Source organism: Streptococcus salivarius, assembly GCF_002094975.1.
GTDB classification, from domain to species: Bacteria; Bacillota; Bacilli; order Lactobacillales; family Streptococcaceae; genus Streptococcus; species Streptococcus salivarius_D.
The window spans coordinates 522,334-543,108 of record NZ_CP015283.1 but is presented as its reverse complement, the minus strand read 5'-3'; the positions used below and the strand labels follow the sequence as shown (position 1 = coordinate 543,108).

Below are 20,775 nucleotides of genomic sequence, written 5' to 3'. Positions count from 1 at the left end.
AAGTTGTGAATAAAAAAAGAAACCCTCTCAAATAAAGGGAGGGCAACCATTTTATGATGTGGATAAGTTTGTTTCTTTTTTCTCCTCAATTCACAGGTCAAATAAGCTTGTTGATAATTCTGTTAAAATCTTCTTCTGTCGAAAAGTGGATCTGAATAGTTCCAGAGTGATTTTTGTGATAACGAAGAGTAACGGGGAGACCAAGTGATTTTTCAAGTTCTTTTTCTTTATCTTTTATATGAATATCTTTTTTTGATTTTTGTTTTTTTGGAAGTTCTTGAAGTCTTTTTTCCAGGGTACGAACAGACCATTTTTCAGTAAGGACCTGATGATAGATAGTTAGTTGCTTTTTTGTATCCTCAACAGCTAAAAGTGCTCTAGCATGTCCTTGACTCAGTTTGCCATTTTCGATACTTGTCTGTATCTCTTGGGGAAGTTGGAGGAGTCTAAGAGCGTTACTGATATAGGGTCTGGATTTCCCCATAGCTTTCGCCAGTTCCTCGTGACTATAAGCTAGCTCATTAATTAAACTACGATAGGCCTTTGCTTCTTCAATGGGATTGAGATTCGATCGTTGTAAATTTTCAATAATAGCTTGTTTACGACTCTCTTGATCTGTAACTTCCTTTACAACTGCAGGGATTTCTGTCATTCCTAGACGTTTACAGGCACGTAAACGTCTTTCCCCAGCAATTAGTTCATAACCAATAATATCCGATTTTCGGACAATGATTGGCTGTATTAGTCCATTTTCTGCAATCGATTGGCTTAGCTCCGCTAATTCTTCATCAGAGAACTCTATACGAGGTTGAAAAGGATTGGGATAGATGTCACTAATAGGTAAAGCTTTGAGTTGTTCTTGCATGTTATTCCTTTCCAAAAAAGGACCTTTACATTATTGTAAAGGTCTTTTGACAGATTTGTCAATGACTTAGTCAGACAAGTCTTCTGTAGATTTTGTTAATTTAAGTTCTTCAGTTTTCTTCTCTTTACCACGATAGAAGGTTACCTTGATTGTATCTCCAATACTATGGCTGTAAAGATTGGTTTGAATATCAGTTTTTGAGCTGATTTCCTTACCGTCAATTTCAGTGATAACATCATTTTCTTGAAGTTTACCGTCAGCTGGCATACCTTTTTGAACGCTGCCGACTACAACTCCAGCTTTCACATCATCTGGTAAATCTAATTTAGAAGTTGCACTGCTAGAAAGGCTATTAAGATCGGCCATTGAGATTCCTAGGGCTGGTCGTGTAACTTTACCGTCTTTTTCCAATTGATTGATGATTTCGACAACATCGTTTGATGGAATGGCAAATCCCATACCTTCAACGGCGCTACCAGCGACTGCTGACGTTGATGAAATTTTACTTGAGTTAATACCGATAACTTGTCCTTCGATATTGACTAAGGCACCACCTGAGTTACCAGGGTTAATGGCAGCATCTGTTTGAATAGCATTTGTTGAAACAGTTTCACCATTGTCGTTTTGCATAGTTACGGTACGGCTAAGGCTAGAAACGATTCCCTCTGTTACTGAGTTGGCGTATTCGGTACCAAGTGGGCTACCGATAGCAATTGCCTTCTCACCGACTGTGAGAGAGTTTGAGTCTGCAAATTCCGCTACGGTTTTAATTTTATCTGAAGAAACTTTGACAACTGCTAGGTCAGAGTAAGTATCTTTACCAACGAGTTCACCAGTAATTTTTGATCCATCTGAAAGCATGATTTCAAGTTTTTTAGCGCCATCGACAACGTGGTTGTTGGTTACGATATAAGCCTCTTTACCATCCTTTTTATAGATAACACCGGAACCTTCACCAGCGACTTGTAACCCATCAGAATCTTTTGATTTGTCTTGGCTAGAGTCAGAACTATCATCTCCACCAAAGATACGGCCATAAAGTTCATTTAGAGAATCTGAAGATGACCCTTCTTGGTAATTGATGACAGAAACAACAGCATTTTGTACTTTCTTAACAGCTTTAGTTGTATCTGTTGTATTATTGTATACGGTCTTAGCTGTTTTAACACCTGTATCTGTTGAATTGGTAAAAGATACCCCTGCTGCTGTTAGTAGGATAAAGGCACCTAGCAAACCACCGAGCAAGCCAATAACAAGCATTGCAATTGGCGCTACTATTTTTTTCCAGTTAAATTTTTTCACGTTTAGTCCTCCTTTTTGATAAGCATATCAAAGTAAGCTTAATTATATCATAAAGTGATTTTAAAGAACAGTTATCAACAGTCTGTGGATAAGTTTCAAAAAGTGTAGATAAAAAGCGATTTTATAGGGATAACTATAGATGCTTGACACTAAAAAGGTGTGGATAAGGTGTTAAAAGATTGTGGATATGTGCTATAATAAGCCTATGAAAGTTAAATTGATTACCGTTGGAAAATTGAAAGAAAAATATTTGAAAGATGGCATTGCGGAGTATGTCAAACGACTAGGACGCTTTACAAAATTTGAGTCTATAGAATTAACGGATGAAAAGACGCCAGATAATGCAAGCGAAGCTGAAAATAAAGCTATCTTAGACAAAGAGGGACAGCGTATCTTGGCTAAAGTAGGTGATCGTGATTATGTCATTGCCTTAGCTATTGAAGGAAAACAATTTCCCTCAGAGCAATTTGCTAAAGAGTTAGAGCAAGCGACTCTTAGAGGCTATTCAGATATTACTTTTATTATAGGGGGAAGTTTGGGACTCTCTCCTACAGTGAAAAAGAGGGCTAATCAATTAATGAGTTTTGGTCTCTTAACGTTCCCTCATCAGCTTATGCGCCTTGTATTAGTAGAACAAATTTATCGCGCATTCATGATTCAGCAGGGAAGTCCTTACCATAAGTAGAAGAAGGAAACAGACATGTTCAGAATGAAAAAACGCTCCTATCGTGTTTTTGAAGGATTACGGGTAGCAACTCTAGTAAGTTATATAGGGGGTTTCATTGATGCCTATACTTACAATACTCAAGACGGACGATTTGCAAGTATTCAGACAGGTAATCTCCTTTATTTGGTTATTCATCTTGTTGAGGGGCATATTGCAAGAGCTTTCAGCTATGTGATACCTATTTTTTTCTTTGTTTTAGGTCAGTTTTTTGTTTTTTTGTTAAGAAGTGGCTCATTAACCATAAATGGGGATGGCATTTGCAAGCGATTAGACTTGCCTTTCTCTTGATGACTATTCTCGCCATCATTACACCTTACGTTGATTCTACTATTACGATTGCGGGCTTGGCATTTTTTGCCTCTCTTCAGGTAGGGATTTTTAAACGCGTCAGAGGGGTAAATTATGCTTCCTTCATGATGACTGGTAATATTACGAATACCTCTTTAACCGTTGCCAGGGCTATTGACGAGGGGGATCCCAAAGTGCTTAAACAAGCTTCTTACACTACTATTATCATCTTTACATTTATGGTAGGAGTTGCAGCCTCAACTTGGTTTGCTCAATATTTACATGAATACAGCCTATATACGACTTTGCTTCCCTTATTTGTTTTAAATTATTTCCTATTTATCGAGGCAAAAGAAAAACGCAACTAGAGGTTCTAGATTGCGTTTTTTTATCTGATCCCAGCAGGATTCGAACCTGCGACCGTTCGCTTAGAAGGCGAATGCTCTATCCAGCTGAGCTATGGGACCAATAACTCTATTAGTTTACAAAATATATAGCAACATGTCAATACTTTGTAAAAGCAAGATAAAAACTAACGTAAAATTCGAATAAATTTAGCAAAATTTAATATTTTTTTTGAAAAAAAGTATAGACAAAATCGAATACTCTGATATAATAATAAGAGTGTTAACGAGATAAAAATCTCAGAACTTGGTCCGTTGGTCAAGGGGTTAAGACACCGCCTTTTCACGGCGGTAACACGGGTTCGAATCCCGTACGGACTATTTTTGCTACTTAGCAGTTTTATCCGCCATAGCTCAGTTGGTAGTAGCGCATGACTGTTAATCATGATGTCGTAGGTTCGAGTCCTACTGGCGGAGTGATAAGACACCTCAAGTTGTATAGCTTGAGTTTTTTTGTACCCAAAGATAAATAGGTCTGGAACAATTGTTCCAAACCTATTTAATTTTATTTAAGATAATCAGCTGTTTTGAATAACGGTTATTTTTCTGATGAAATAAGCGTAGCAACAAAATATGATACTTGCCAATAGACTAATCAATAAACCTGTCTTAAGACCATAGGGAATGAAGGTTAGAACAACTTTACCTTTCCCACTAGGGACATCGACTTTCATGAACCCCTTTTGAGCTCTATGAATCTTAACTTTTTTATGATTTATGGTCGCTGTCCACCCCTTATCGTATGGAATGGTGAAGAATAGTGAGGCATTCGTTTTACTACTATAATCAACGAACACTTTATTATTTGACGTCGTAACCTTGCTATCACGTTCATTAATAGTATCCATAGCTATCTGATAGTTTTGAGTATCAAGGGCATAAAAACTAGGATTATCAAAGGATATTGCTTTATTGCCAGGAAAACTAAGTTTGATGGTAACCATTGATTCTGTTTCAAAGTAGCCAAGATCGAAGAAATCAAAGGTATTGTCAGTAACTTGATTCCTTGTCACACCATTTACAGTAATTGACAGAGAGTGGTTATTGTCATCGGACCAAGAAATGTTAGGAATACTAACATAGAGTTGACTATGTGGTGGAGCGATAACTCGATAGGTGATTGTTACAAAATCTTTATTCGAGTTGCTAACGTTTTTAGCCACGCGCTGATTCAAAGACTTAGCATCTTGATCAAATAGTTGAGATGGAGCTCGTTTAAAATATGTTAAGTTAAGTCCAGATAGAGCATTTAGCAAGCTAGTTTGATTGTCAAGCGTATTGACAGTGAAGTCAATATTCTTGTAAATACCATCAGTTAAGATAGCAAGCTGGCTTGCATTATTATTTTGATAAAGCCCTATTGTTTTTTCAGAAGTTACGTGATTAAAACCATACTTATTAAGGTCAAAGTTCGATAAATTATATTTTATTCCGAAGAGACTATCAGCGATAATGGTGTTATTTTGGTAACGTAGGTTTAAATTAGTCCCTTCAGATTTGAAGCCTAACCTATCGAGTGTTGAGCTTGAAGCAGTATTTCGAATGGATGAAAACTGAGAGATACCATTATAGTTGAATTTCATACTGTCGTTACCGGTTTGAGCCTCTAACCTTTCAGTACGGTAAAAAGTCTTATTCGCTTGCTTAGTATCTGAAACTAGTTTTGTAATGGCAGACATATTTCGTAGATAGCCTTCACGAGTTGGGAATACCCACTCATTTCCCAGAGCTCCAACAACATAGTAAGTACTTAATGCAAGCTCAAAAATGCAGAATAAGAAGGTGAAACAGCGAAAAACACTCCCAGGAATTTGCTGTCTAAAATAGCTAATAAATAGAATGGCATAGGCTAGAAGAAATGCTAAGCTTAATAGCCAGGAGACAGATTCAATAAAGCTATAGTGAGATTGGAAAATCCAAGTTAGTAAGTAAGCGGTACTCAATCCTAAGAAAGATAGGAGGAGTCTTTTAAAAGAAAAGTTTTTAATTCGGTTGAGTGTTTCTCCTGCCAAAAGAACAATTAGGAGAGATAGGAGCCAAGAATAGCGATGGAGAAACATGTTGGGTGCATGCATGCCTTGCCAAAACAAATCAAGAGGCTGTAAGTAGAAGCTAGCGATAAAGAAAGCTACTAATAGGAGATAACCTATACGTAATGATAGCTTGACTTCCCTACTAATAAAGAAAAGTAGAAAAAGAATCAAAGGTAAGATTCCAACATAGATCATAGGGATTGATCCAAATTTAGTAGTATCGTAAACTCCAACGAGATTTTTCGCAAAGAAGTCAAAATAATAGGTGGACTCTGTCAACAAACTTGACGCACCTGTAAACTTTTCACCATGTGTGGTCAAGTCAAGTAGTGTAGGTAGTAACATGACAGCACTACTTAAACCAGCGAGTATAGAGACAATTCCAAAGTCTATGAAATGAAGAATCTTACTCTTCCATCCCTTGATAGTTACCAATTGTACTATGGTGTAAAGGGTTAGGAAAATAGCCATCATATAACCAAAATAGTAATTTTGGATAAAAAGACAGGTTAGGCTAAAAAAGTATAAGCCCCGTTTATTGAATCTTAGTAAGAGATGTAAACCTAATATGATTAGAGGTGCTAGAATAAAGGCATCTAGCCAGGTATTAATTTCTAACTGACTGGTAGCGAAGCTCATCAAAGCAAATCCTGTAGAAAGACATAGGATGAAACTTCTTGACACTTTTGTAAAGAGCCGCTTAAAACTAAAAGCTCCTGATAACCCAATAAGCCCGAATTTAAGTAGTGTTATATAATAAAAAGCATCGGCCATTTGGTTGACAGTAAAGAAATAGTAAAGTGGAGACAAGAAGGAACCTAGGTAATAGCTTGTTAAAGCATAGAAATTAAGCCCTAGACCACTTGTAAAGGTGTAAAAGAGGCTCCCATCTCCATGAAGTATATTCCGAAGTCCAGTTGCAAAAATCACATACTGATGAAATCCATCACTTGTTAAAATAGTCCGCTCACTACCAGGATAGATTTTTTGGCTATACAGCACCCCTATCATGATTAGTACTGGCAAGAAAAAAGCAGCCAGATAAAATAATAAAGTCGTATGGTATTTTTTATTTGTCATAATGATACTAAGACAGGTTGGGATATCCCAACCTGCATCTTTTTATAGTTTAATCAGCTCATAGTGCTTTGACTTTAGCTTGCACTTCTTCATTTTCAAGGAACTCATCATAAGTTTCATCAATACGGTCAATAACCCCATTTTTAGAAACAACTACGATGTGGTTCGCTATTGTTTGGATAAATTCATGGTCATGACTGGCAAAGATAACAGACTCTTTGAAGTCACGGACGCCATCATTCAGACTTGAGATTGATTCCAAATCCAAGTGATTAGTAGGATCATCTAGAAGAAGGACGTTAGATTTCAAAAGCATGAGTTTAGAAAGCATGACACGTACCTTTTCTCCCCCTGAGAGAACACTAACAGATTTATTAACCTCATCCCCTGAGAAGAGCATACGCCCAAGGAATCCACGCAAGAAGGTATCGTCATCTTCACCTTTTTCGGCAAATTGACGGAGCCATTCGAGAATTGATTCACCGGATGCAAAGTCTTTAGAATTGTCTTTTGGAAGGTAAGAACGGCTAGTAGTAACACCCCATTTGATTGTACCTTCGTAGTCAATATCACCGGCAAGAGCACGAATCAATGCAGTTGTTTGAATATCGTTTTGACCGATGATGGCAGTCTTATCTCCTGGTCGTAAGATGAAACTAATATTGTCAAGAATAGTCTCACCATCCATCTTAACAGTGAGATTTTCAACTGTTAGAAGGTCATTACCGATTTCACGCTCTGCTTTGAAATTGATGAATGGGTATTTACGACTTGATGGGACGATTTCTTCTAGCTCAATTTTATCAAGCATTTTCTTACGAGAAGTCGCTTGTTTAGATTTTGAAGCGTTGGCAGAGAAACGAGCAACGAATTCTTGAAGTTCCTTAATTTTTTCTTCTGCTTTGGCATTACGGTCAGCCTGCAAGCGTGCAGCCAATTCTGAAGATTGTTTCCAGAAGTCATAGTTACCGACATAGAGTTTGATTTTACCAAAGTCAAGGTCGGCCATATGCGTACACACCTTATTCAAGAAGTGACGGTCATGGGATACGACAATGACCGTATTTTCAAAATCAATCAAGAAATCTTCAAGCCAAGAGATTGACTGGATATCAAGACCATTGGTAGGTTCGTCAAGAAGAAGTACATCAGGTTTACCAAAGAGTGCTTTTGCAAGGAGAACCTTGACCTTGTCACCATTAGCCAATTCACTCATGTTTTGATAGTGAAGGTCTTCTGAGATATTTAGATTCTGAAGCAATTGTGAGGCTTCGCTTTCAGCTTCCCAACCACCTAATTCAGCAAAGAGTCCTTCTAGTTCAGCAGCACGGACACCATCTTCATCTGAAAAATCTTCTTTCATGTAGATGGCATCTTTTTCTTTCATGATATCGTAGAGACGTTCATTACCCATGATAACAACATCGATAACGCGTTCTTCTTCATAGTCAAAGTGGTTCTGACGAAGGACAGAAAGACGTTCATCAGGACCAAGAGAGATGTGTCCTGTTGTTGGTTCGATATCACCAGCTAAAATTTTCAAAAAAGTAGATTTACCAGCACCATTAGCACCGATAAGACCATAAGTATTACCTGGCGTGAAGGCAATGTTAACATCATCAAAAAGTTTACGATCGCTAAAACGAAGCGATACATCTGATACAGTAAGCATATAATATCCTTTATTTTTATTCTTAACTACTATTTTACGAGAAATTAGACTTTATTTCAATCGATTTTACAAGGGATTAATAAAGTCATTTGGAACTCTTTGGTAATCTTTTTGGAGGCTAAATCCACGTCCCATAACTGTAGAAGCAGGAACAATGACGATAAAGGCAGTTTCATCTATTTTTTGGATTTCTTCTTGGACTTTTGGAACCTCATGAGTTGACAAGGTAGTCATAATCATATTTTGTGCATGTCCGGTATGTCCACCAAGAACTGGGATTTTTGTTGCTCCTCGATCAGCCACTCTAGTGATGTAGTTTAGGATTTGTTCACTATTTTGCGAAATGATTAGAAGATTTCGTGATGAATTGAGTCCGACCATCATTTTATCAATTGTAAGAGAAACAACTCCAAGTGAGAGAATGGAATACATAACAGTATCAGGAGGAAAGGCAATAGCACTGATTGCGACAATGATTCCATCGACAATAAGTAGTACCATTCCTAGTGGGAGTGGCGTATATTTGTTGAGAATTTGTGTGATAATTCCAGTTCCTCCAGTTGAGGAATTTCCATAAAAAACTATTCCTAGTCCTAACCCTAATACAATTCCCCCAAAAATAGCAGCCAACAAAGGTTGTTTGGTGAGTGTAGGTAATCCCTCAGTTAATTTAATAAAAGTTGGGAAGACAAGAGACCCATAGAAGGTTTTTAGGAGAACTTCGCGGCCAAGAAAGCACCAACATAAAATTAACAAAGGGATGGTTGTTGCTAAGACGAAGTTAGCATTATTCCAACCAAAAAGGGCGTTTAAACTAATGGCTAGCCCTCCGACACCACCTGAAGCAATATTATTCTTAACTAAAAGTGAGTTATAGCCAACCGCAGCAATAAAAGAACCGAGTGTAACTAAAAGTATGTCTATTATTCGACGTTTCATATAATATCTCCTAGAAATGATATTCTTATTATCAAGTCTTTTTAAGTTTCCGTCAAGTAATGACTATTTTGGTTGTATCTGAGGTTGTGTTTCACGTGAAACTAGAAACATAATCTTGACAAAAATAGATAAAACAATGTAGAATAATAGTCATCAGAAGAGTAATTCTATCCTTTTTTATAGAGAGCTGGTGGTTGCTGAAAATCAGTATGAAGGTGGAATGAATGGGCTGAAGAGAATTGACGATTAACGTGAACACATAAACGTTAGGTTTGGCACCCCTTATCGTGCAACTTCTTTGTTGAGAAGGTTTAAGATGATAGCTGCAGAAAGAGTTATCAACTGAGGTGGTACCGCGTATCAAAAGTGATTAACGCCCTCACGCATGTTTTTGCGTGGGGATTTTTTTGTATTAGAGAGGTAATTATATGACGAAACCTATTATTTTGACGGGAGACCGTCCAACAGGGAAACTTCATCTAGGACACTATGTTGGTAGTTTAAAAAATCGTGTCCTTTTACAAGACGAAGATAAATATAACATGTTTGTCTTCTTGGCTGATCAGCAAGCTCTTACGGATCACGCAAAAGAGTCAGAAATCATTAAAGAATCGATTGGGAATGTTGCTTTAGATTATCTCTCTGTAGGTTTGGATCCAGCTAAGTCAACTATTTTCATTCAAAGTCAGATTCCTGAGTTGGCTGAGTTGACTATGTATTACATGAACCTAGTTTCATTGGCACGTTTAGAGCGTAACCCAACGGTTAAGACGGAAATTGCTCAAAAAGGCTTCGGAGAATCTATTCCAACAGGATTTCTAGTTTATCCAATTTCTCAGGCAGCTGATATCACGGCCTTTAAAGCAAATTATGTTCCTGTAGGTAATGACCAAAAGCCAATGATTGAGCAGACACGTGAAATTGCACGTAGCTTCAATCATACTTATAATTGTGATATTTTGGTTGAGCCAGAGGGAATCTACCCTGAAAATGAAGCTGCAGGGCGCCTTCCAGGTCTAGATGGTAATGCTAAAATGTCTAAATCCTTGGGGAATGGAATCTTCCTTTCAGATGATGAAGATACTGTTCGTAAAAAAGTCATGAGCATGTATACGGATCCAAATCATATTCGTGTGGAAGATCCAGGTCAAATTGAAGGTAACATGGTTTTCCATTATCTTGATATCTTTGGTCGCAAAGAGGATGCTACTACAATTGCTGAAATGAAAGAACATTATCAACGAGGTGGTTTAGGAGATGTGAAGACAAAACGTTATCTTCTAGAAATCTTAGAACGTGAGTTAGCTCCAATTCGTGAACGCCGTTTAGAATATGCCAAGGATATGGGAGAAGTTTTCCGTATGCTTGAAAAAGGTAGTCAAGCAGCGCGTGAAGTTGCTGGACAAACATTGGCAGAAGTAAAAGAAGCAATGGGAATTAATTATTTCTAAGAAATAAAAAGTAGGGACTCAAGATAATCTAGAGTCCTATTTTTATTTGGAAAAAGGTTTTCTTAGAATCTTATGCGAAATCTGTTGACAAATCATTTTAGCATGATATGATATTATCAATTAAAAAATAGACTGGGGTTTCTGTACCTCAAAACTTTGAGAAAAGAGGACGATTATAATGTCAAATTGGGACACTAAATTCTTGAAAAAAGGTTACACTTTTGATGACGTATTGCTTATTCCTGCGGAAAGTCATGTTCTACCAAACAACGTCAACTTGAAGACGAAATTGGCTAAAAATTTGACATTAAATATCCCAATTATCACTGCAGCCATGGATACGGTCACAGATAGTAAGATGGCTATCTCAATTGCTCGTGCAGGTGGTTTGGGTGTCATTCACAAAAACATGTCTATTGCGGAACAAGCTGAAGAAGTTCGAAAAGTAAAGCGCTCTGAAAATGGTGTCATCATTGATCCATTCTTCTTAACGCCTGAAAATAAAGTTGCTGAAGCTGAAGAGTTGATGCAACGTTACCGTATTTCAGGGGTTCCAATTGTTGAGACACTTGAAAATCGTAAATTGGTTGGTATTATCACAAACCGTGATATGCGTTTTATCTCTAATTACGATACTCCAATTTCAGAACACATGACTTCTGAAAAATTGGTCACTGCTCCAGTTGGAACAGATCTTGAAACAGCTGAAAGTATTCTTCATGAGCATCGTATTGAAAAGCTACCTCTAGTTGATGAAGAAGGTCGTTTGTCAGGACTCATTACTATTAAGGACATCGAAAAAGTTATCGAGTTTCCTAATGCAGCTAAGGATGAATTCGGTCGTCTTTTGGTCGCAGGTGCTGTAGGGGTTACTTCTGATACCTTTGAACGTGCAGAAGCTCTCTTTGAAGCAGGCGCAGATGCTATTGTCATTGATACTGCACATGGTCATTCAGCAGGTGTTCTTCGTAAAATTGCTGAAATTCGTGCCCACTTCCCAGATCGTACTTTGATTGCAGGAAATATTGCAACAGCTGAAGGTGCGCGTGCACTTTATGAAGCAGGTGTCGATGTCGTTAAAGTAGGTATCGGACCAGGTTCTATTTGTACAACACGTGTGGTTGCGGGTGTAGGTGTTCCTCAAGTCACTGCTATTTACGATGCTGCAAGTGTTGCGCGTGAATACGGAAAAACAATTATTGCTGATGGTGGTATCAAATACTCAGGTGATATTGTAAAAGCTCTTGCAGCAGGTGGTAATGCTGTAATGCTTGGTTCTATGTTTGCTGGTACTGATGAAGCACCAGGTGAAACTGAGATTTTCCAAGGTCGTAAATATAAATCATACCGTGGTATGGGATCAATTGCAGCGATGAAGAAGGGATCAAGCGATCGTTACTTCCAAGGTGCAGTTAATGAAGCGAATAAACTTGTTCCAGAAGGAATTGAAGGCCGTGTAGCTTATAAAGGTTCTGCTGCTGATATTGTATTCCAATTGATTGGCGGTATCCGTGCAGGTATGGGTTATACAGGTGCAGAAGATATTCAGGCTTTACATGACAAAGCTCAGTTTGTTGAAATGTCAGGTGCAGGACTTATTGAAAGTCACCCTCACGATGTTCAAATTACCAACGAGGCGCCTAACTACTCAGCTCATTAATAAACATAAAAGTACTTATCTCAGATAAGTACTTTTTGTTTACAGAGATATTTACAATAAGTTTACAACGTATTTACGTGATTATGGTTGTTGATAAAAGGGTTTAGGCGAAAATGATTTACAGCTTATTGGGTAACGCTTGTCACATGTGTCAATCACGAAAAATAGAAAAACAAGTCATTTAATCGACTTGTTTTTCATAAATATCACCATTCTTAACTAAGAAGGTCTTTAAATCAGGTGGTAGGTTACTCAGATGATCAAGTGAAGTTGTCGTCATGAAGGTTTGAACCTCTTCGTCAATACTTTCTAACAGTTTAAGTTGACGGTGATTGTCAAGCTCACTCATGACATCATCGAGGAGAAGAATAGGAAATTCACCTGTTACTTTTTTTATCAGAGCAATCTCAGCCATTTTTAAAGAAAGTATGAGACTACGTTGCTGCCCCTGACTACCGAAAGATGCGTTCATGTCATTAATGTAAAATGTTAAATCATCCCTATGCGGACCAACACCAGTGTTCTTTTTGAAGATATCTCTTTTGTGATTTTGCTTTAACGTGGTTAAAAATGATTCGCGAATAACTTTGTTATTTTCCAGTGGGATATTAGATTCGTAGGAGATTTTAAGGCGCTCTATCTGATTTGAGAGGTTACTATGATGTCTATCTGCCTCCTCCTCTAATTGCTTGATAAATTCTAGTCTATGTTCGATAACTCGTGTTCCAAAATCGGAAAGCTGTTCATCTAACACTGAGAGGAAATTAATGTCTACATTGTCAGTAGATTTGAGATAAGCATTACGTTGTTTGAGTACATGATTATAACTTGATAAGTCTGAGAGATAAACAGGCTTAATCTGTCCTAAATCAATATCTATAAATTTACGTCTCAGGCTTGGAGATCCTTTTACAAGTTGTAAATCCTCAGGAGCAAATAGCACCACAGTCATGTGACCGATATAATCGGATAATTTAGCTTGTTTGAGGTGGTTAACCTTTGTTATGCGTCCTTTATTAGATAAACTGATTTCCAGAGGTAGCTTCCCACTATGACGATGCACGATGCCGTTCAGTTTGAGAGTATTTTGTTGAAATTGAATCAGTTCTTTATCTGAACGGGTCCGATGACTACGTGTCAATGCTAGAAAATAGATGGCCTCAAGAATATTTGTTTTTCCTTGGGCATTGCGACCAAGAAAAATATTGAGATGAGGTGAGAAGCTCACAGAGGCTTCAGTATAATTTCTAAAGTGTTGAATATCAATTTTTTCGAGCCACATAGTTAGGTTCCTGGGAAACGAACGGGTTTTCGTTTAGTTTTATTGCTTTCTTTTGACGGATGTGCTTTTTGTTTCTTTTTATTATCCTGATTCATTTTTTTAACAATGGCAGCAACACGTGCTTTTTCAGCGACTGCTTTTTGATGTTCTTCAATTTCATTTGTCGTAGGAGCTACAATCGTTATTTCAAGTTCCTCAGACGGAATGGTAATAACATCTCCATAACGAAGTTTTTTTCCACGACGTTTTTCATCCTCACCGTTGAATAAAACGGTATTCTTAGCCAAGAAACCTTTTATAGCACCTCCACTATGAATGATACTTAATTCTTTTAAAAGTGCCTGCAGTGTGATGTATTCACCAAATAATTTATATTCCATAGTACCTCAACTTTCTCTTGAGATAAGATAGCATAAAAATGGTATAATTGGAAGCATAAACTTTTTAGAGGTTATCAATGAAAATTGCTGATGGTGTCTATGTACACTTCATTCCAACACAAAAATATAAAACTAATCGTATTGTTTTTCGAATGACAGGATCTTTGAATAAACAAACAATTGCTAAACGAGCCCTAGTTTCACAAATGTTGGCTACAGCCAATCAGACGTATCCAACAGTACAGTCTTTTAAAGAGAGACTAGCTTTTCTTTATGGAACACAGTTGTCAACTAGAGTGTCAACTAAAGGATTGACACATAGCGTTGACATCGAGTTGACATATCTGAAAGATACCTTTATCCCTACGAATGATGGATTGTTTTGGGAAGTGCTAGGATTTTTGAAAGAGTGTCTTTACAAGCCACTGTCAAGAGTAGCTCAATACCAAAATAAAGTATTTGACATAGAAAAACAAAATTTAATGACATACCTGGATGTTGACACGGAGAATAATTACTATTACAGTGAAGTTAAAGGAAGAGAGCTTTATTTTGTAAATGAGGGCTTGAAAGTTCCAAAATATGGTCAAGCAGAACTTGTTGAAGCAGAGACCTCGTTTACAGCTTATCAAGAATTTCAAAGTATGTTGACAAGAGATCGTATTGATATCTTTATGGTTGGAGAATTTGATGATTATCAAGTACTCCAAGCTTTACATCGTTTTCCTTTGGAAGGACGTCAAGTTGATTTACAGTTTAGCTATAGTCAACCTTATGTCAATGTTGTGAAAGAAAAGATAGAACCTAGACAGAGTAGTCAATCTATTTTACAGCTAGGGTACCAATTTCCGTGTCAATATGGAGATAAAGATTACTTTGCTTTAATTGTATTCAATGCAATGTTCGGTGAATTTGCCCATTCAGCCTTGTTTACAACACTTCGAGAAAAGGAAGGCTTAGCTTATTCAATTAGTAGCCAATTTGATATCTTTACAGGTTTACTAGAAGTTTACGCTGGAATTGAAAAATCTAATAGAGATCAGGCTATGCGAGGAATTAGTAGAGAATTGAATTACATTAAATTAGGACGTTTTTCAAGCTCTCTCCTGAATCAAACCAAAAAAATCATACGAATGAATGCTCTACTCTCTGAAGATCATGCCTTAACATTAGTGGAACAACGTTTTAATAAGGTGATTTTTGGCGATAAAAGTCTTTCATTGGAGAATTGGTTAGATGAGATTGAGAAGGTTACTAAAAAAGATGTTTGCCGTGTAGCACGTCAAGTTAAGCTACAGAGTTTGTTCTTTTTAGAAGGAGTGTCTTAAAATGGCTGCTTTGAAGAAACGTTATTATCAAAAAATTGATGAAGAAGTTTATTCAGCAATTTTAGATAATGGTATGTCTTTATCAATCATTAAGAAAAAAGGATTTGTAGAAAAAGTCGCCTTTTTGTCAACAAATTTTGGGGCGCTAGATAATCACTTTTATATTGATGGTGAGTCACAATCTTACCCTGCAGGTATTGCTCATTTTCTTGAACACAAGCTATTTGAGGATGAGCAGGGAAGGGATGTGACATTGGATTTTGTCAAGCTTGGAGCTGATGTCAATGCTTTTACAACATTGGAGAAGACAACATATTATTTTTCTACCCTTGACCACTTTGAGGAGTCTTTAGAGCTTTTATTAAAGTTTACATCGAGCTTTACAAGTTCTGAAGATGCTGTCAATCATGAAAAAAGAATTATTGAACAAGAGATAAATATGTATCAGGATGATCCTGACTACAGAGTTTATCTAGGTTGTTTACAAAGTTTGTATCCTAATACTATATTAGGACAAGATATTGCTGGAAGTGTTGATAGCATTGAAGAAATTACTGTAAAGGACTTAAAAGATAATTTTGATTGCTTTTACAGGCCAGCAAACTGTCATCTCGTCTTAGTGGGCGATTTTGATGTTGGAAACATTTACACTCTTGTCAATGAAAAACAAAGTAAGTTTACACCACCTGAGAGAATAGTCGAGAAAGAAAAGCACCCTATTGAGTCAGATATCCAAAAATTAGATAGTCTTCAAATGGAGATATTCATCTCAAAACTAGCCATTGGTTTTAAGAGTGTTCCTTTTACTGATAATCGTATGAGAGAAAATATACTGGTACAGTTATTGTTCAATTTACTGTTTGGCTGGACGTCTCCTTATTATCAAAATTGGTATGCTGAAGGAAAAATAGACGAGTCTGTGTCAATTGAATACGAGGTATCTAATCGATATTCATTTGTCGTTATGACTATGGACACTGCAGAGCCTATCCGTATGTCAAGTTTAATTCGTCAAGTGATGACATCGGCAGATAAAAAACGATTGTTGACGGAAGAAGCATTGGATTTACAAAAGAAAGCCTTGTATGGTGAATTTTTACGTAGTCTAGACAATATCCAGAATTTAGGGAGCCAATATTTAGCGTATTTTGAGAATGATAAAACATACTTTGATTTTGGTCAGGAACTGATGAGCATTACTTCCAAGGAGTTGAAGGATTTTTTGAATCACTATCTCTCAAATATGGAGATTACCGATTTTGTTGTCTTCCCTAAATAAGTGATTATTTGCTATAATAGAGACACGAAAACAAAGAAGAATATTAGAAAGGGGAAAAATGAAGTTACACTCTCTAGGTGAGCAATTACGTGCAGCGCGTATAAAGAAAGAGTTAAGTTTGTATGATGTAGAAAAATTTTCTGGAGTCGAAGCCCAGTTTCTTCTGGCTATGGAAATGGATCAACTTAAGGCTTTGCCAGAGGACATTCAGCAAGAGGCGCTTGAAAAGTATGCCACTTCGGTTGGTTTAGATGGAAAACGTCTGTTTGAGGAGCAGAGACAGAATGAGCAAAAACTAAAAAAAGAGAAGAAACCAGTTGAACGTAAGGAAGATACCTTAGCTGCTAAAGCTCCCATGTCACGCTTTTTAAAGCATAAACGTGAAGAAAAAAGAAAGTCTAACTATCTACCTTTACTAGTGCTTAGTGCGGTTTCGTTACTTATCATCTGCTCAGTAGGTTATATTATTGTTAGACATCTTTCTAATCAACCTCAAGTGATAAAACCAAATACTATCTCTACAGTTAATCATCTGTCGACGGCTAGTAAGGCTAAATCGTCACGAAGCATTTCTGAGGTTACCGTTTCGGGGGCAAATGTTACAACGACAACTCAAGGTAATCAACTAATGGTTGATTTCTCCAATGTAAATTCTTCAGTAGTTTTAGATGTGGAGTTATCAAAAGATAGTGATGACACATGGTTTTCAGTAGATAACTCAGATACTTCAGAGAGTTACCTCCTTTCAAAAACGAAAAATTCAAAATACTCTTTAGATTTTTCTGGTAAAACTAAACCAACTCAAATTATTATTGCTCAATCTTCAAAAGTAACTCTAAAGGTAAATGGGGAGTCACTTGATTTATCTCAATTAGATAAAAATACACCTAGCTACCTCACATTAAGAATCCAATAGAATCGAGAAGAAATGTTTAAAAAAGAAAATTTACCTAATTTATTGACACTTGCTAGAATTGTTTTGATTCCTATCTTTTTACTGATGACATCACTTGCGTCAAGTAATGTCATGCATATTGCTGCGGCGGTTGTCTTCGCTATTGCCAGTATTACAGATTATTTAGATGGCTATTTGGCACGAAAATGGCATGTTGTTACTAATTTCGGGAAATTTGCAGACCCATTGGCAGATAAGATGCTAGTGATGTCAGCATTTATTATGTTAGTCGGTATTAATCAAGCACCAGCCTGGGTGGTTTCAGTTATTATCTGTCGTGAGCTTGCAGTCACAGGTCTTCGTCTTTTATTAGTGGAGAATGGTGGTACAGTTCTCGCTGCAGCTATGCCTGGTAAGATTAAGACAGTGACTCAGATGTTATCTATTATTCTATTATTGTGTCATCTGCATTTTGTAGGAACAATTATGCTTTATATTGCTTTGTTCTTTACAATTTACTCAGGCTATGATTATTTCAAAGGTGCAGGTTTCTTATTTAAGGATACTTTCAAATAGTACGATAAATCAATGATTGAAATAAAAAATTTAAAGTTTAAATATCATCAAGATCAACCATCCTATATTCTTGATGATGTATCGTTTCACGTGAAACGTGGGGAATGGTTATCCATTGTAGGGCATAATGGTTCTGGAAAATCCACGACAGCACGTCTTATTGACGGACTATTAGTGGCAGAGTCTGGGCAGATTATTGTTGATGGTCAAGAATTAACAGAAGACAATGTCTGGGATATCCGTGATAAGATTGGTATGGTCTTTCAAAATCCAGATAATCAATTTGTTGGGGCAACTGTTGAAGATGATGTTGCTTTTGGTCTTGAAAATAAAGGTGTTCCCTATGAAGAAATGGCTTCAAGAGTTCAAGAGGCTCTGGAATTTGTAGGAATGTCAGAATTTAAGGATAGAGAGCCAGCTAGATTATCTGGAGGCCAAAAACAACGTGTGGCTATCGCAGGTATTGTAGCTATGAGACCATCTATTTTGATTTTGGATGAGGCAACTAGCATGCTTGACCCAGAAGGTCGCCAGGAATTGATTCAATCTATTAAAGCTATTCGTAAAGAATACGGAATGACTGTTTTATCAATTACTCATGATCTCGATGAGGTCGCTTTGAGTGACCGTGTTTTGGTTTTGAAAAAAGGTAAAGTGGAGTCTGTTTCAAGTCCTCGTGAACTATTTAGTAGAGGCTCAGAGTTAGTTGACTTAGGTTTAGATATCCCTTTTAGTGCATTATTAACTCAAAAGCTAAGAAATAAAGGTCTGATAGATTGTGAAGACTATCTGACAGAAAAGGAATTGGTAGAACAACTATGGGAATCTCTCTCAAAAATGTAAGTTATATCTATCAAGCGGGTACTCCTTTTGAGGGGCGTGCCCTTTTTGATATGACGACGACGATAAAAGATGGTTCATATACGGCCTTTATTGGACATACAGGAAGTGGTAAATCTACTATTATGCAGCTCTTGAATGGCCTTAATTTACCCACTAGTGGTCAGGTTCACGTTGATGATACGATCATAACCAGTCAATCAAAGAATAAGGACATAAAACCAATTCGTAAGAAGGTAGGTTTAGTTTTTCAATTTCCAGAAAGTCAGTTATTTGCAGAAACTGTTTTAGAAGATGTTGCCTTTGGACCTCAAAATTTCGGAGTTTCTAAGGAAGAAGCAGAACAACGTGCTATTGAAAGTCTAAAATTAGTTGGACTCCCGGAAGAGTTTCATGGACAGAATCCTTTTGATTTATCAGGGGGACAAATGCGACGTGTTGCCATCGCAGGGATTCTAGCTATGCAACCAGATATTCTAGTGCTGGATGAACCGACTGCCGGTCTAGATCCACAGGGCCGGAAGGAATTGATGTCTCTCTTTAAGGAGTTACATCTTTCTGGAATGACGATTGTTTTAGTTACTCACTTGATGGATGATGTTGCCGATTATGCGACAGCTGTGAATGTTATGGAAAAAGGGCAACTAGTGTTGTCGGGAGCTCCTAAAGATGTTTTTCAAAAGGTTACTTTTCTTAAAGAAAAGCAGTTAGGTGTTCCTAAAATCACAGAGTTTGCGCTACAGCTACAAGAAAAAGGTTATCAATTTGAAAGTCTCCCTATTACAATCGAGGAATTCGTAGAGGTGGTGTCGCATGGATAAGTTAATTATTGGACGTTATATTGTTGGGGACTCTTTTATACACCGATTAGACCCTAGAAGTAAATTATTAGCCATGCTGATTTATATTGTTATTATCTTTTGGGCTAATAATCCCTTAACTTATGCTGTAATAACTTTATTTACACTTTTCTTGGTTTTCTTGTCTAAAATAAAACTTGGTTTCTTTTTAGGTGGAATCAAACCAATGATTTGGATTATTTTATTTTCTACCCTATTTCAAGTTTTCTTCAATACAAAAGGGAGTGTGCTTTGGTCTATCGGCTTTTTAAAGATTACGGAAGTCGGTTTAAATCAAGGTTGGATGATATTCCTTAGATTTATCCTCATTATTAGTTTTTCCACCCTACTTACTCTAACGACAACACCTTTAAGTTTATCTGATGCAGTTGAATCACTTTTAAAACCTCTTACTGTTTTCAAAGTGCCAGCACATGAAATTGGTTTAATGCTATCTTTGAGTCTACGTTTTGTACCAACTTTGATGGATGATACGACTCGTATTATGAATGCTCAAAAGGCGCGTGGTGTTGACTTTGGTGAAGGAAATATTATTCAAAAGGTACGGTCAATAATACCTATTTTAATTCCTTTGTTTGCATCAAGCTTTAAACGAGCAGATGCTTTGGCGATTGCTATGGAAGCACGAGGCTATCAAGGTGGTGAAGGACGAATAAAATATCGTCGACTTTCATGGAATGGTCGAGATACCTTATCAATTATTGCTATTTTAGCTTTAGGATTAATGCTTTTTTATCTTAAGAGTTAATTCGTTGAGATAAATAAAAACTAGATCTTAAGACCTAGAAGTTTTAGATGGACGCCCACGTAGGCGTTCTTTTTTCGTCTAATCCCAACCTACTTGTAATATTTTTAATATCCCTAACAAGGGGATGTTATATTTCCAAGGTATCATAGATACATGGTTATAGTTC

General features: G+C 37.0%; 17 protein-coding genes, 3 tRNA genes, 1 pseudogene and 1 other annotated feature. Of the genes and pseudogenes, 13 read left to right on the top strand and 8 right to left on the bottom strand.

What is annotated here, in order from left to right; translation table 11 throughout:
• Positions 1–97: 97 nt before the first annotated feature.
• Both V471_RS02800 and V471_RS02795 read right to left on the bottom strand, forming a co-directional pair.
• Entirely contained in the window at positions 98–865 is a 768-nt protein-coding gene (locus V471_RS02800; protein ID WP_014635206.1) for a ParB/RepB/Spo0J family partition protein, read from the bottom strand.
• A gap of 66 nt (positions 866–931) precedes the next feature.
• The gene (locus V471_RS02795) at positions 932–2,167 is read right to left on the bottom strand and encodes a S1C family serine protease (protein ID WP_013991347.1); all 1,236 of its coding nucleotides are present in this window, start codon (positions 2,165–2,167) and stop codon (positions 932–934) included.
• Between the two features lie 205 nt (positions 2,168–2,372).
• On the opposite strand from V471_RS02795, the gene rlmH reads away from it, so the two are divergent.
• Both rlmH and V471_RS11365 read left to right on the top strand, forming a co-directional pair.
• The gene (rlmH, locus tag V471_RS02790) at positions 2,373–2,852 is read left to right on the top strand and encodes a 23S rRNA (pseudouridine(1915)-N(3))-methyltransferase RlmH (protein ID WP_014632473.1); all 480 of its coding nucleotides are present in this window, start codon (positions 2,373–2,375) and stop codon (positions 2,850–2,852) included.
• Between the two features lie 15 nt (positions 2,853–2,867).
• A pseudogene (locus tag V471_RS11365) lies at positions 2,868–3,550 on the top strand (YoaK family protein).
• 25 nt (positions 3,551–3,575) lie between these two features.
• Here the strand turns inward: V471_RS11365 and V471_RS02775 are convergent.
• A tRNA-Arg gene (locus tag V471_RS02775) sits at positions 3,576–3,649 on the bottom strand.
• A 186-nt stretch (positions 3,650–3,835) separates the two neighbouring features.
• Here V471_RS02775 and V471_RS02770 point away from each other — a divergent pair.
• A tRNA-Glu gene (locus V471_RS02770) sits at positions 3,836–3,907 on the top strand.
• 22 nt (positions 3,908–3,929) lie between these two features.
• Positions 3,930–4,003, top strand: a tRNA-Asn gene (locus tag V471_RS02765).
• A 101-nt stretch (positions 4,004–4,104) separates the two neighbouring features.
• Here the strand turns inward: V471_RS02765 and V471_RS02760 are convergent.
• The 3 genes from V471_RS02760 to V471_RS02750 form a co-directional block, all read right to left on the bottom strand.
• Positions 4,105–6,699: a YfhO family protein gene (locus V471_RS02760; protein WP_049528176.1), complete on the bottom strand. Its 2,595-nt coding sequence runs from the start codon at positions 6,697–6,699 to the stop codon at positions 4,105–4,107.
• A gap of 58 nt (positions 6,700–6,757) precedes the next feature.
• On the bottom strand, positions 6,758–8,371 hold the full coding sequence (locus tag V471_RS02755) for an ABC-F family ATP-binding cassette domain-containing protein (RefSeq protein WP_084871083.1): 1,614 nt from the start codon (positions 8,369–8,371) through the stop codon (positions 6,758–6,760).
• 66 nt (positions 8,372–8,437) lie between these two features.
• Positions 8,438–9,310, bottom strand: coding sequence for a YitT family protein (locus V471_RS02750; RefSeq protein WP_014632477.1), 873 nt, complete (start codon positions 9,308–9,310; stop codon positions 8,438–8,440).
• Positions 9,311–9,454: 144 nt separating this feature from the next.
• Positions 9,455–9,694: a binding site (T-box leader), on the top strand.
• Between the two features lie 44 nt (positions 9,695–9,738).
• Between V471_RS02750 and trpS the strand changes: the two genes are divergently transcribed.
• Together trpS and guaB are read left to right on the top strand one after the other, a co-directional pair.
• Complete coding sequence (gene trpS / locus V471_RS02745; protein ID WP_084871082.1) at positions 9,739–10,761, top strand: tryptophan--tRNA ligase; 1,023 nt, start codon at positions 9,739–9,741, stop codon at positions 10,759–10,761.
• A gap of 178 nt (positions 10,762–10,939) precedes the next feature.
• A complete protein-coding gene (gene guaB, locus V471_RS02740; protein ID WP_013991341.1) occupies positions 10,940–12,421 on the top strand; it encodes an IMP dehydrogenase in 1,482 nt (493 codons plus the stop codon).
• Between the two features lie 181 nt (positions 12,422–12,602).
• Here the strand turns inward: guaB and recF are convergent, their stop codons facing one another.
• Both recF and yaaA read right to left on the bottom strand, forming a co-directional pair.
• Positions 12,603–13,703, bottom strand: a complete 1,101-nt coding sequence (recF, locus tag V471_RS02735; protein WP_013991340.1) for a DNA replication/repair protein RecF — start codon at positions 13,701–13,703, stop codon at positions 12,603–12,605.
• Positions 13,704–13,705: 2 nt separating this feature from the next.
• The gene (yaaA, locus tag V471_RS02730) at positions 13,706–14,083 is read right to left on the bottom strand and encodes a S4 domain-containing protein YaaA (RefSeq protein WP_013991339.1); all 378 of its coding nucleotides are present in this window, start codon (positions 14,081–14,083) and stop codon (positions 13,706–13,708) included.
• A 77-nt stretch (positions 14,084–14,160) separates the two neighbouring features.
• Here yaaA and yfmF point away from each other — a divergent pair, with 77 nt between their 5' ends.
• From yfmF to V471_RS02695, 7 genes are read left to right on the top strand one after another with little or no spacing between them, the layout of a single operon-like run.
• The gene (gene yfmF / locus V471_RS02725; protein WP_013991338.1) at positions 14,161–15,411 is read left to right on the top strand and encodes an EF-P 5-aminopentanol modification-associated protein YfmF; all 1,251 of its coding nucleotides are present in this window, start codon (positions 14,161–14,163) and stop codon (positions 15,409–15,411) included.
• Position 15,412: 1 nt separating this feature from the next.
• Positions 15,413–16,690 (top strand): EF-P 5-aminopentanol modification-associated protein YfmH, encoded by a 1,278-nt coding sequence (gene yfmH, locus V471_RS02720; RefSeq protein WP_014632479.1) that lies wholly within the window; start codon positions 15,413–15,415, stop codon positions 16,688–16,690.
• 58 nt (positions 16,691–16,748) lie between these two features.
• Positions 16,749–17,606: a helix-turn-helix domain-containing protein gene (locus V471_RS02715; protein ID WP_013991336.1), complete on the top strand. Its 858-nt coding sequence runs from the start codon at positions 16,749–16,751 to the stop codon at positions 17,604–17,606.
• A gap of 12 nt (positions 17,607–17,618) precedes the next feature.
• Positions 17,619–18,161, top strand: coding sequence for a CDP-diacylglycerol--glycerol-3-phosphate 3-phosphatidyltransferase (gene pgsA, locus V471_RS02710; RefSeq protein WP_002885640.1), 543 nt, complete (start codon positions 17,619–17,621; stop codon positions 18,159–18,161).
• Between the two features lie 12 nt (positions 18,162–18,173).
• Positions 18,174–19,004 carry an energy-coupling factor ABC transporter ATP-binding protein gene (locus V471_RS02705; protein WP_002885731.1) on the top strand — a complete coding sequence of 277 codons (831 nt, stop codon included), beginning with the start codon at positions 18,174–18,176 and terminating at the stop codon, positions 19,002–19,004.
• Positions 18,980–19,822 carry an energy-coupling factor transporter ATPase gene (locus V471_RS02700; RefSeq protein WP_045772057.1) on the top strand — a complete coding sequence of 281 codons (843 nt, stop codon included), beginning with the start codon at positions 18,980–18,982 and terminating at the stop codon, positions 19,820–19,822. Before V471_RS02705 ends, V471_RS02700 begins: the two co-directional genes overlap by 25 nt.
• Entirely contained in the window at positions 19,815–20,609 is a 795-nt protein-coding gene (locus tag V471_RS02695) for an energy-coupling factor transporter transmembrane component T family protein (RefSeq protein WP_045001313.1), read from the top strand. The genes V471_RS02700 and V471_RS02695 overlap by 8 nt, the downstream gene beginning before the upstream one ends.
• The last annotated feature ends 166 nt before the right edge of the window (positions 20,610–20,775 follow it).